The sequence below is a fragment of the Enterobacter cloacae complex sp. R_G8 genome (genome assembly GCF_024599795.1).
Taxonomy (GTDB): Bacteria; Pseudomonadota; Gammaproteobacteria; order Enterobacterales; family Enterobacteriaceae; genus Enterobacter; species Enterobacter dissolvens.
Genome location: NZ_CP102246.1, coordinates 419,483 through 432,896, shown reverse-complemented (window position 1 = coordinate 432,896; position 13,414 = coordinate 419,483). Strand labels below are relative to the sequence as shown.

Sequence of the window (13,414 nt, the reverse complement as noted above, 5' to 3'; positions counted from 1 at the left end):
TAAGATGACAGAAATTAACTGGAACCCGCGCTGGCTCAAAAAAAATAATGGAACGTCGTTTTAATATAGTTGACCGCATAATTCACACAGCGCACACTACCTTTAATTACTCTGTTCAGGTTCATGATTATGTCCAAAAAAATTGCCGTCATTGGCGAATGCATGATTGAGCTGTCACAAAAAGGCGCGGACGTTAGCCGCGGTTTTGGTGGCGATACCCTAAACACCTCCGTTTATATTGCCCGCCAGGTGCCGCCTGGGGCGCTCACCGTGAACTACGTGACCGCGCTGGGTACGGACAGTTTCAGCCAGCAAATGCTGGATGCCTGGCAGAGCGAACACATTGATACCTCGCTGATTCAGCGCATGGAAAACCGCCTGCCGGGTTTGTATTACATCGAGACCGATGACACCGGCGAGCGCACCTTCTACTACTGGCGTAACGAAGCCGCGGCCAAATACTGGCTGGAGAGCGACGGCGCAGACGCCATTTGCGAAACGCTGGCGACGTTTGATTATCTCTATCTGAGCGGGATTAGCCTGGCCATTTTAAGCCCGACCAGCCGTGAAAAGCTGCTGTCGCTGCTGCGCGAATGCCGCGCCAATGGCGGGAAGGTCATTTTTGATAACAACTACCGTCCGCGCCTGTGGGCCAGCCGGGAAGAGACGCAGCAGGTTTATCAGCAGATGCTGCAGTGCACCGATATCGCGTTCCTGACGCTCGACGACGAAGATGCCCTGTGGGGCGAGAAGCCCGTTGATGAGGTCATTGCGCGCACCCAGGCCGCTGGCGTGAGCGAAGTGGTGATTAAGCGTGGTGCGGCGTCGTGCCTGGTGGCGGTGGCAGGTGACGCGGTGATTGACGTCCCGGCGGTGAAACTGGCGAAGGACAAAGTGGTAGATACTACAGCAGCGGGGGATTCCTTCAGCGCGGGGTATCTGGCAGTGCGTCTGACGGGCGGAACGCCTGAAGCGGCAGCACAGCGCGGACACCTGACAGCCAGTACGGTGATCCAGTATCGCGGGGCGATTATTCCGCGTGAGGCGATGCCTGCTTAAACAGGGTGCGGGCTGATGCCCTCACCCTGACCCTCTCCCACCGGGAGAGGGAATTTTTTAGGATTACTGCCCCTGCGGAATATCCGTCGCGTCCTGATGCAGATCATCAGACGTTGCCGCCTGGGTTGGTTGCGGCGCGGCGGTCATGATTGAATCCCATGTCGCCTGCAGCTCCTTCATGTTGTATTCCGGCTCGCCTTTCGGCTGCAGAAGGACTAATCCCATATCCTGCGACAGCTGCTGACGTAAATCCTGATTTAACATATCGACGGTCAGCCCATTCAGGAAGTCCTGACGGAGCTTCTGGTACTGCTCCGGCGCGATGTCCACCACCTGATTCTGCAACGAGCGAATACGCTGGCTGATCAGGATGTCAGTATCGGCGCGGGCATACGTGGCAAACAGCTTCTGCAGTTCGAGTTTTTTCTGCGCCACCAGCGCGTTGAACTCATCTTCTGACAGCCCCTCTTTGCGCACTTTTGCCAGCTCTTTTGCCACCACGCCCAGATTGGCATTCAGCTTATCGCCGGGCGATTCGATATTAATGGCGCACTGCGCGCGCTGGAACAGCACACGGCAGTCAAAGCCCAGAGCAATATTCTTCACACCGTTCTTACTGAGGGTCTGCTGAACGTGCCAGAACAGCGCTTCACGCGTCAGATCGGCACGCCAGTAGCGCAACAGCGCGGCGGATTCACGGATAGGCTGCCAGGCGGTGTCCCACATCATGGAGAGTCGATCCTGACGCACGGCGTCAGTGGTGATGCTGACAGGCTCGGTACGCAGCGGAGAGAGCGTCGGGACGGGGGCTGGCGTTTCACGCTTGCCTTTCAGCTCGCCAAAGGCTTTGTTAATCTGCTCTACCACCGCGCGGCTGTCCACATTCCCGACCACGATCAACGTCATCGCGTCCGGGGTGTACCATTTCTGATAGAACGATTTTACCTGCTCAGCATCCACCGGCTGTTTCAGTGGCTCTGCCGGATCGTGTCCAAGCAGCGCTGAGCCTTTCAGGCGATAGCGCCACCAGCCCTCTTTGGTGTCTGTCGGCCAGGTCGCGACCATATCGCTGTTGCGCAACGCATAATTGACGGTTTCCGGCGTAATCGCCAGATTGCCGGTGGCATCGGAGAGATACGTAAGCGCTTCTTTAAGCAGATCGTTGCGGTTATTCGGCAGGCTCAGGTTAAACATGGTGTAGTCATACGACACAACGGCCGGCGGCAATGGACGCTTCGGGTCGATGCCCTGCTGCCAGAGCGAACGCACCTGAACAGCCTGTAAACTGCCGCTCTGGGTGAGCGCCAGTCGGGGAATAAAATGGCTAAAGCCGGTCTGCTGGGTGCTTTCAGTGAGGGAGCCGGTATTCACAGACAGACGGATTTCAATACGATCGCTGGGACGCTGCGGTGTGGCTAACACCTGCCACTGAAAACCATTCGCCAGGGTCCCTTGTTGCCAGGCCGGGTCTGGCTGGAGCGCATCTGCCTGCACATAACTGGCTGCTGCCATCATCAGCAAACCGCCGGTTAAGAGTCGAATTTTTGTGCCCTGCATGTGAACCCCTGATCAACATTCCTGGTTAAAAAGAGTGTCTCGCGACGCGCTTCACTCTAAAAGATGACGATGAAAACACGTCGATTAGACCGCGCGTTCGGCAAAACGTCACGGTGAGAAGTGCAATATACCCAAAAAAAATCTTGTCGAATTATGACAGGTACGAACAGTTATTATGCGCAGGAGCCCGCATTCCGACAAGGGAATGCGGGTATTTAGCGGAAAATCAGGAGGATAAACCCGGGTTTTTACTATCAGAAGAGCGATTATTCAGCGTATCGTCGAGCTTTTTGTGATCCAGCTCTTTAACCCATTTTGCCACCACAACCGTCGCCACGCCGTTACCCACCAGGTTGGTTAACGCACGCGCCTCAGACATAAAGCGGTCAATACCGAGAATCAACGCCAGACCCGCCACCGGCAGATGCCCTACCGCGGAAATGGTTGCCGCCAGCACGATAAAGCCACTGCCCGTTACGCCCGCCGCCCCTTTCGATGAGAGCAACAGCACCACCAGCAGGGTGATCTGATGGAAGATATCCATATGGCTGTTGGTCGCCTGCGCGATAAACACCGCCGCCATGGTCAGGTATATCGAGGTGCCGTCGAGGTTAAAGGAGTAACCCGTCGGGATCACCAGCCCCACCACTGATTTACGACAGCCCAGCTTCTCCATCTTATCGAGCATACGCGGCAGCGCCGACTCAGAGGAGGAGGTGCCCAGCACAATCAGCAGCTCTTCGCGGATATAGCGGATAAATTTGAAGATGCTGAAACCGGCCGCGCGGGCAATAGAACCCAGCACCACCACCACAAACAGAATACAGGTGATATAGAAGCAGATGATCAGCTGGCCGAGCTGTACCAGCGTGCCGACGCCGTATTTCCCGATGGTGAACGCCATTGCCCCGAAGGCACCAATCGGCGCCAGACGCATGATCATGTTGATGATGCCGAAGATGACCTGCGAGAAGCTTTCAATGACGTTAAAGATCAGCTGGCCTTTGCTGCCCAGACGATGCAGGGCAAAACCAAACATGACGGCGAACAGCAGCACCTGCAGGATGTTGCCGCTGGCAAACGCCCCGATCACGCTGCCGGGAATGACATCCAGCAGGAAGGCGACCACGCCCTGATCTTTCGCCTGCTCGGCGTAGACCGCCACCGCTTTGGCATCCAGCGTCGACGGGTCGACGTTCATACCTGCGCCAGGCTGCACCACGTTAACAATGATCAGACCGATAATCAGAGCCAGGGTACTGACCACTTCGAAATAGAGAAGCGCCACAGCACCGGTACGCCCAACCGCCTTCATGCTTTCCATGCCAGCGATACCGGTCACTACCGTACAGAAGATCACCGGGGCGATAACCATTTTAATGAGCTTAACGAACGCGTCGCCAAGCGGTTTCATCTGCGCGCCCAGTTCAGGGTAGTAGTGCCCCAGTAAAATACCGATTGCGATGGCTGTCAGGACCTGAAAGTAAAGACTTTTGAAGAGTGAGGTTTTCATAGAATGTCCTTGGGAAGAAAAACCACAGGCTTTGTAAGGTTATGGTTAACCTGCGGCTCTAAAATAACACCCGCATAACAGGACAGAAATAAACTCAGTTCAAATTTGAAACACAAATGTTAAGAACTTTGAGCTGGCTCGCACAAGCCAGCAACAAAATTACACTTTTGCGTTATTGCCAGCGCCTGAAAGGTATCGCTGTTCAAAGACATCCGACGGGACGGCGCGGGCAAACAGGAAGCCCTGGCCCTTCTCGACACCCGCGTCAGCCAGCCAGCGGCGCTGTGCTTCCGTCTCGATGCCCTCGGCAATCAGATTCAGGTTGAGGCTGCGCGCCATCTGGATAATGGCCTGCACCATGCTGCTGTCTTCCGGCAACCCTTCCACAAACGCTTTGTCGATTTTCAGAACATCCACCGGCAGCGTTTTCATGTGCTGGAGCTGACGCAGTCCGGCATAGCCCATCCCAAAATCATCCAGCGCAATGCGAATACCGGCGTTACGCAGCGGTTTCAGTATCGCGACCGCCTCATTCGGGTCGTCGATACGGCGGCTTTCCGTTACTTCCAGAATCAGCGTATCCGGCTGGATCCGGTAGCGATTGATGAGCTCCAGCATCTCCGAGACCATGGTCGGATGCATCAGCTGCAGGGCAGAGAGATTGACCGACAGCGGCAGGTTCACGCCACGCTCCTGCCAGGCGGCGAGCTGGCGGCAGGACTCCTCAAGCACCCAGTAGCCGACGGTGACCATCAGGCCGCAGGATTCGATGCGGTCGATCAACCCTTCCGGTAGCTCCCAGGAGCCATCCGGCTGTTGCACACGCAGCAACGCTTCCGCGCTTTTCACTTCACCCGTCAGCAAGTTGACCTGCGGCTGCAGCCAGAGGGCAAACTGGTGGTTATCCAGCGCGGTGAGGATGTCGCTCTCTTCCGTCAGACGCTGCTGCGCCTTTTCCATCTGTTCCGGGTCGAAGAACTGGATCTGGTTTTTCCCTTTGCGGCGGGCGGTAAAGGCCGCCGAGAAGGCGCGGCGATAAAGCTGTTCTGCGGTCAGATCGCCGTAGAACATCGCAATGCCAATACTGGCGCTGGGGCGAAGCTGGATACCCTGAATGGGCAGCCGCTCATTAATGACAGTGAGTACTTGCTGACCTAGTGTGATGGCATGCCACGGCTCTTTCACGCCGTTTGCAATCACCACCAGGTCATAACCGCTGACCTGGGTCAGCACCATGCGCGGCGCAAGAACAGATTTGACCTTTTCCACCAGCGTCAGCAGCAGCATTTCACGCTGGCTCTCCTTGAGAACGCCAGCGGTATCCTGCAGGGTCTCACAGGCGATGACCATCAACGCGGTGGTCTGCTGGCGGGCCACGGTCTGCTCCAGCATCGCCATCAGAAACGCTTTATTGGGGAGCTCCGACACCGGGAAACGGGTGGCGCTACTGTTCAGTTCATCCTGCTGACGCTGAATGCGCTGCTGGTTGAGGTTGTAGCTGCGCACCAGCATGCCGATCTCATCGTCATGATGAAGGCGCGGTAGCTCAAGCTGATGTCCCATCTGATCCTGGGGAGAAAGGGAGTTTAGCTCCCGGGCGATACGGCGCAGTGGATGAACAATCAGCCGGTTAATGCACCAGGTCAGCGCCACGCTGAGGATCAGCGTCATAAGTAAGCAAGTGGTCACTAACGTGATAAACCAGCTCATGACGAACTTATACATGCGATACGAGTCCGCCTGCAGGACAAGATAAGCCAGCGGCTGCGGATTCGCAGGGCGTTCAAGCGAGTAGATGGGGAGCGAAATTTGTACCGGCAGCTCAAACAGACGCATCACCATCATCGGGACGGGACGTTCAGGGATAAAACTCATCCGCAGCGCCTGGAACTGGTTAGGCAGCACCACGTCTGCGCGGCTGACGACGCCCGCAGGCTGAATGCGTTTTAAAATGGTTTCCGCTTCGGGAATATCGCCTTTCAGAATCGAAGCAGAGAGCGGGCCACGCACCGAGCGGGCAATACTTTCTAATTGTGTAGCCGTGTTATAGCGATTCTGCTGCACGGAATGAAACAGCAAAATTACGCAAAATAGCAGTACAAACAGCATTGTGACGGCAGAAACCATCGCCATCTGTTTGATCGTTAAGGAACGGCTGACACGCAAAATGACTCTCCACAGAACTCGAAGCGCAGGGCGCACCAGGGTGTAAACCTGGCGCGCCTGAGTATACCCGATCGCTGCACTTTTAAGAGAGACTTACAAATGGATTAAGTTAAATCCGATTACCAGTCCGCATACGGAATAAGCGGCTGCGGCGGTAAGTCCATATCGCCCTGCCAGCCTGCGGCGGAGTAGCGAACATAAAGCAGCGCATGGCTTGGGGTATAGTCTTTCGCTTCCTGAATGTCCACACCCAGCCCAACAAACCAGTTGGACGTCACCCGGCGCTCGATAATGGCCCGCGCGGTATAACCGGTGCCGGAAGAACTGCTGCCGGTTTCCATATCGCCTCTGTCGGTATAGCGGCCTGGCTCATCGACAGGGATAAGTCCCTGAATCGGATAGCGCAGCACATCGTTGGTTTTAGAGTGAGACCAGGATACAGACCCGCCCAGCTCCCAGGACCAGTTCTCCGTGCGTTTACGCCAGGTCACCGGCAGCGCGAAGGAGACATACTCCTGCGGACTGTAATATCCCCCCTGACCCAGGGTATAGCCGCTCAGATCTTTGTCGTAGTGCCAGAGCATATTGGAGACGCCGACCGTCAGGCGCTCGTTGTTTTTATTAATGAGCTTGTAGTAGTAACCGGTCATCCAGCGGACGCGCCAGTTATCTTCCACATTTTTGCCCGTCAGCGATTCCGCGTTCAGGCTTGACCAGATGCCGTTCGCCTCACCTTTGTCATAGCTTATGCTCACGCCACCACCGGTGGCGCGCACGCCGCCCCAGGTGGTGCCGGTGTTGGTATCTTTTTGCCCGGCGAAGGCCAGCAGCGAGCTGGAGATCGGACGACGATGAGCGTTAACGGTATAGCCGATAGGACCGAGATCGCTGCTGTAACTGACGCCGCCCACCACGTCGACGACGTCAAAGCCCATCGGCGTGGTGCCGATATCCCATGCCCAGGTTTTATTCTGCCAGCCTACGGCCACGCTTGCGCCATTTGACGTCTGGTTGGTGTTGCCGCGGCACGGCGTTTCGGCACAGGTACCCCATTTGGGATCGTAGGTGCCGTTGTTGGTGGCAAACGAACCGGCATCCATATTGACCAGATCGCTGCGGAAGAACATCCGTCCATCAGAGAGCGGCGCATCCACCTGCAGCATGGTGGTGTGCGCTTTCAGATCGGAGTAGCCGCCCGTGCCGCTGGAGCCCCAGTAATCGTGCTGCAGCGTGACGTTAACATCCTGCTGGCGGTATAAATCACCGGCATCGCTACGCACGCCGCGTTTCAGCCAGTCATCTTTTTCATCGTTACGCGTCAGGCGCGTAAAGCTGTCATTATCGGCTGGACGGGTGGTGGTGATACCCGAGGAGACCATCGCATCTTTATAGGTCTCCAGCGCCTGCTGAGGCTGGCCGTTTTGCGCCTGAAAACGGGCCGCATCACGCAGCACCAGCGCGTTTTCCATCGATGCAGGCTGCGATTTAGCCTGCGGTATGATGCTGTTGAACGTCTGTTCTGCGGCAGTGGAATCGCCCAACCCCGCCTGCGCCATCGCGATGCGGCGCTGCATATTGAGCGACAACGGCTGGCCGTTTTGCGCCGCAGGCAGTTTCGCCAGCTCGGCGCGTGCAGCGGCCTTGTCGCCCTGCGCGCTGTAGATTTCAGTCAGACCGAGGATCGCATCTTCGTTTTGCGGCTCACGCTGCAGCACGCCGCTGTAAGCCGTTTTCGCCGCGTTGAGATCGCCACGCTGCTGCGCCCAGTCCGCCAGGGTTAAGTCGATACGGGTGGAGGCAGGTTGCTGACGCAGAAGATTTTCCGCCTCCTGCTCTTTGCCGCTGTCGCGCAGGCGGTTGGCGGTTTCAAGCACCTGATTGCTTTGCAGACGATCGGCGAGCTCCTGAATATTGCCGTTCCACTGGCTACGCGGCAGCGTCTCCAGATGGGCCAGCGCGGCGCGATCCTGATCGTTTCCGGAAAGATAGAGCCCGTTAGCATACACCTGGTCCGGGTCGGTCGGTTTCTGGCTGGCAAGCTGACGCATCAGGGTATCCGCCTGGCTGCGCTGGCCTGCTCTGTAGAGATCGCGCGACAGGCGATAGGTGATCCACACGTCGCCTGGAGAGAGCGCCAGACGACGGCGCTGAATCCCGGCGGCCTGAGCGTATTTGCCCTGGTTCTCCAGCTGCTCAGCCTGCGCGGAGAGCTGTTCGTTGGTCAGGCTACGTTCAATATCATCGATGCTGCGACGCTGGCTGGCGGAGAGCGACTGGATAAACTGCGAGGCTTTCTCTGGCGACTGGGCACGATAAATATTGGCCAGCCCGCGAACCGCGTTGCTGTTACCGCTGTCCATACGCAACGCCTGGCGATAATAGCGCTCGGCCGCTTCGTTATCTTTACGCGCCGCTGCGGCATCACCCAGCCCCAGCACCGCATAACTGTCGCTATTGTCGATATTGCGCGCCTGCTGATAGTAGCGTTCCGCCTGCGCCGGATTATTCGCTTTCAGCGCCGCATCCCCCTGCTGGATCAGCAGCCAGTAGCGGTTCACCTTCAGCAAACTGTCCCATTTACCGCGATTATCGCTCTGCGGATCGAGGGCGATCGCCTTTTCAAACTGTGCCACCGCGCGAGCGCGGTCACCTTTCTGGGAATAAGCCTGACCCAGCGCGCCAACGGCTTCGCTGTCAGCGTGGTTTGCGCTGACCGCCTTTTGCAGCTCCGCCACCGCCTTATCACCCTGCCCGGCATTAACCGCCGCCAGGCCTTGCGCTTTGGCACGGAAGGTGGGGTCGGCGAGCTGTTTCTGCTGCGCTTCAAGCTGTGAACGCGCTGCCGCTACGTTCTCGCCGTCACTGAACACGCTCAGGTATTTTTGCAGCGCAGAGACGCTGGCGCTGCTGACCGGCTGGTCTTTGATCTGCTCATACCACATATCCGACGCCTGGCTGCGGCCATTGCTGGATTTGGCCATCTCCTGCAGCACCGCAAACCCTTCATCACGGCGTCCGGTCTGGAACAGCAGCTGGGCCAGCGTCGACTGCAGTTGCGTATTGCCAGGACTGCTGCTGTTAATCTTCTTCAGCTGATTAATGGCCGCATTGCGGCGGGCAGGATCTTTCGCCACCACATTCCAGTATTCCGTCGCCACATCGCCGCCCGGCGGGTTGCCGTCGAACAGCTTGTCATAGGCGGCAATCGCCTCCTGGGTGTGACCCGTCGTGGCGAGTAAGCGGGCCTGCTGTAACTGCTGGCGGCCATCCGGCGTGGAAAGCAGCATGGTATTGCGTGAGGACTGATACGCACTGGAACCGGGTGCGATCCCTTTCAGTCGATCCAGCTCTTTTTGCGCACCGGCATTATCGCCCTGACGAAGCAGGTAGCGGAAACGCGCGGCAATAACGTCAGGGTTGTTGGGGTCAATCAGCTCAAGACGATAGAGCGACTGACGCACCAAATCCTCACGCTGCGTCGATTCCCCCAGGCGCACCTGTTCCAGCAGCTGTTGCTGCTGCGGGGAGTTGACGGCCTGAGCCAGCGGCATCAGCGCCAGGCCAAGCGATAAACTGAGTAGATTTACTGTGAACTTGCGCATTCCTGGCCCCAATCCGGTATTAATTCACCTTTTGTGGTGAAGCGAAAACGATGCTGATCCCATCCTTGTCCAAAGAGAGTCAGTACATAACTGTAATAGGCATTGTTACCGGGAAAATGGTCAGCCACACGCTGACGCTGAACGGCCTGCGCGTCACGCTGCTGTAAAAAAGGCAGCATGGCAGCAGAGAAGCCGACCGGGCCATTGCCCGTGCGTTTCCCGCTCGCCACATCCACTTTCTCCGGCGGAACACCCTGTTTTATTGTCGTGGCGGCCATCGGCTGGAAACGTGCCAGTAGCCGGGCTTTCTGGGGATCGTTATCGCTCATCATCCCCACCCAAAGATAGACGCGGATAGCATCGTATCCTCCCACCAGCGGCGGATCCTGCTTTAACCGCCAGCCTTTGTTTTTCTGGTATTGCACCCAGTCCGGCGAAAAGCCTTTTGGCGCACTCTCCAGCAGCAAGCGCAGATTGGTTTCACGCAGGGTAGTCCACGGGGCACCAAAACGCGTGAAATAGCTCGCCAGCTGAGGCGGAAGATAGCTGGGGTTAAAACGCCAGACGTTTTCATCGGCAAAACCCACTTTACCCGGGAGCAACATCAGGCCGAGACCGGGTACTTTCACCACTTCCTCGCGGGCAATGCGTTTGAGTAGCGCCTTACCCGTGCGGGTGTAGTCGGCGTCTTTCCATAACCGGCCCGCTTCAAGCAGTGACCAGGCAATCCAGACATCGGCATCCGAGGCGGAATTGGTGTCGATGACCGCCCAGTTCTCTTTGTCTTTCTGTCCCCATAGCCAGGCGGGTAGCGTGTCGTCGAGATGCCCACCGGCAAGATTATCCCGCGTCCATGCCAGCACCTGGTCGAACGCTTTACGGTCATTCGCGGCCAGGGCAAAGAACAGCGCGTAACTTTGCCCTTCCGAGGTGGTGATTTTACGCGTGTCACTGGGGTCAATGACCCGCCCGCCCTCGCTGATGTAATCCTGTTTAAACTGCTCCCAGGCAGGCCAGGTGCAGGCGGCACGAAGAGGCGTCACCGCCAGCATCAATCCGACTACACACCAGCGAAAGGCTTTCATCACATCTTACTCATGATCCGGATTCAGGCGACGACGGCTGATGATTCGCAGCAGACGCCACAGCACCCAGGCCAGCAACACCACGCTGACGGCGGCCAGGATAGCCAGCAGAACCGGATGGTTAGAGAGCGCATACCACAGACGTTCGAACCATGGCAGATGGCCTACATAGTACACATCGCCCACGCGCAGGCTGTTGACGCCCGACTCACGGATCACCGAGACAGAACCGAACATGGAGGCACGTTTACCGCTGTCGTTCATCGCGCTGTTGAGCAGTTCATAGCCGCGCGGGCTGTCTGCCAGCAGGGCAATGACGCTACGCTGATCGTTGTACGGTGACTGGAAACCGACCACGGCCGCCATCGCGCCCTGAGACGTTACCGCCGTTTGCGCGCTGGCTTTACGATCGTTGATATCCGGCATGATGCTCGGGAACTGGGTCTGACGCAGCGGCGTGTTAACCCAGGACTGAGCAGCCTGAACCAGCAGATCGACACGCTTCTCATCTTTGAGCTTATCCGGGATGGTCCCGATCACCATGATGTCTGCATCTTTGTTCTGGATTTGCGCACCATCGTCAGTCAACGTGACGTTAATCGCCGGCAGGCCCGTTTGCGCGCCCACGGTCGCCATGGTGTCCAGCAGGGTGGTCACCTGCTCTTCGTTTGGCGCTTTTGGCATCACAACAATGGATTCAGACAGGTCCGCCATGCGGCTGAACGGGAAGCCCGCGTTGGCAAATGCCCGCAGATCCGGCATCGCGAGGAAGTGATAGTACTTCGAGAAGTCGATGGTCGACTCATCGCCAATCACGACGTGGTTCTGCACCTGCTGGAAGGTGATGCAGTTGTCCACCGAGCCGCCAGGCAGTGGGTTCATGTACTGGAAATTAAAGCGCAACTGGTTTATCGCCCCGAGCTTCAGCGCCGGGATAGAGACATCGGTCTTACCATCCAGCAGCCCCTGCAATACCGGCAGACGGAGCATCAGCCGGTTAGTGTCCTGGGTGCTGGTCAGGCTAAAGGATTGCAGGAACTGGTTGTTCAGGCTGATATCCATGCGCGAGCTGTCTTTGGTTGACGGCGCGGTGTAACGGTAGTTCAGGTTGATATCAATGCCGTTGGTCCGCAGCAGATACAGGTCCGGCGGCAGGTTCAGCGACAGGCTGATAGGCGATGGCTCAAGCCCCGTCGCCTGCAGCTGCTCTTCGTAGGTTTTCAGCTCACCGAAGGTCACTGCCCGGTCGGTACGCACCCAGTTTGGTGCGTCATACGGTTTACGTGCCAGCAGCGGCTTGACCTCATCGACCACCACGCTGCTGCCGCGGAACAGGATATTCCCCTGCGCAATCGCTTTTGCCGCCTGCACCAGGTCTTTTTCGTCACGGCCAAAGACCACCAGCAGCTTCACATACGGGTTGTCCGGGTGGCTAATCATCTCAATGGTCGGGGCTTTGACGTCCGGGTGCTCGCGCAGGAATGCAGGACGCTTCGCATTGGTGGCGAAGATGATGGCATTTCTGTCAGGGATTTTGTCGTACATGACCGGGAAGTTCTGCCCGCGCCAGCCGGAACGGGAGCCGAACCAGGAGGCCACAATGGTCGCCGCGCGTTGTTCCGTCACATCCGGAGAGGAGGCAAAGACCATCGGCAGGGTGAGCGGACGGTTATCGCGCGGATCGAAGAACGGCACCGGGAACGCTGAGAGATCGTTTTTCAGCGCCAGAGACTGGTAGGTCATCTGCAGCGATGAGTTACGCCCGATATCCATCCACAGCGTGTTGCTGGCCGGGTTTTCGCAGACGTCACGGTAGTGGCCCACAAATTCCAGACGGATACGGTTAAAGTCGGTGATAAACAGAGGGTTGATCGGCACCTGCGCCAGGGTTTTCTTGCCCAACTGCTCTTTGGTGACCGGCAGAACGTCCATCAGCTCATCATTGAGGTAGACCTTCAGCTGAGACTGCGTCGGCAACAGCGATGGCGACGGGGTATACTCGAGATTCAGCACTGCGTTAGAGACAACCTCATCGCTGCGCATGCCAAACTCGATACCGCCGTCAGGGTTAACGCCGCGCAGCACCATGCTGCCCGGAGGCGGCGCAATCTGCGCAAAGGTGAGCTTCACGTCTCGTGACGGCGCATTCTCCGCGACAACCGGCGCGTTAGCGCCCCGCACGCCCGGCATCACCTGCCCCACAACCTGCGTATCTGCCGGCAAGGTGTTGCCCGCTGTCGGCTGGTTGGGCACCAGGTTTTCTGTCTGCCCGGGCGCCGCCGTGACAACCGGTTCGGTCGCTTGCGCAACCACAGGCACCGTAGGAGCTGGCGTGGCCGCGACGTTATCAGGCGCTGCGTTAGCCATTGTTGCGGGGAGCGTACTCATCCCCATTGCCACTGCACATAACCAGGAAAGTTTTGTTTTCATCG

The 13,414-nt window shown here is 57.5% G+C and carries 7 protein-coding genes; 1 reads left to right on the top strand and 6 read right to left on the bottom strand.

The features are described 5' to 3' along the window. The first annotated feature begins 129 nt into the window (after positions 1–129). Positions 130–1,059: a sugar kinase gene (locus tag NQ842_RS02040; RefSeq protein WP_014833669.1), complete on the top strand. Its 930-nt coding sequence runs from the start codon at positions 130–132 to the stop codon at positions 1,057–1,059. Positions 1,060–1,122: 63 nt separating this feature from the next. On the opposite strand, the gene NQ842_RS02035 is transcribed toward NQ842_RS02040, so the two are convergent. From NQ842_RS02035 to bcsB, 6 genes are all read right to left on the bottom strand, one after another. Beyond that, positions 1,123–2,616 (bottom strand): pitrilysin family protein, encoded by a 1,494-nt coding sequence (locus NQ842_RS02035; protein WP_014833670.1) that lies wholly within the window; start codon positions 2,614–2,616, stop codon positions 1,123–1,125. A gap of 226 nt (positions 2,617–2,842) precedes the next feature. Next, positions 2,843–4,129 (bottom strand): dicarboxylate/amino acid:cation symporter, encoded by a 1,287-nt coding sequence (locus tag NQ842_RS02030; RefSeq protein WP_013099213.1) that lies wholly within the window; start codon positions 4,127–4,129, stop codon positions 2,843–2,845. 159 nt (positions 4,130–4,288) lie between these two features. Further along, positions 4,289–6,295 carry a biofilm formation regulator HmsP gene (gene hmsP, locus NQ842_RS02025; RefSeq protein ID WP_014833671.1) on the bottom strand — a complete coding sequence of 669 codons (2,007 nt, stop codon included), beginning with the start codon at positions 6,293–6,295 and terminating at the stop codon, positions 4,289–4,291. Between the two features lie 119 nt (positions 6,296–6,414). After that, the gene (bcsC, locus tag NQ842_RS02020; RefSeq protein WP_257256451.1) at positions 6,415–9,897 is read right to left on the bottom strand and encodes a cellulose synthase complex outer membrane protein BcsC; all 3,483 of its coding nucleotides are present in this window, start codon (positions 9,895–9,897) and stop codon (positions 6,415–6,417) included. Next, complete coding sequence (gene bcsZ / locus NQ842_RS02015) at positions 9,879–10,982, bottom strand: cellulose synthase complex periplasmic endoglucanase BcsZ (protein WP_257256898.1); 1,104 nt, start codon at positions 10,980–10,982, stop codon at positions 9,879–9,881. Before bcsZ ends, bcsC begins: the two co-directional genes overlap by 19 nt. 6 nt (positions 10,983–10,988) lie before the next feature. Continuing rightward, a complete protein-coding gene (gene bcsB / locus NQ842_RS02010) occupies positions 10,989–13,412 on the bottom strand; it encodes a cellulose biosynthesis cyclic di-GMP-binding regulatory protein BcsB (protein ID WP_257256450.1) in 2,424 nt (807 codons plus the stop codon). Between the last annotated feature and the right edge of the window lie 2 nt (positions 13,413–13,414).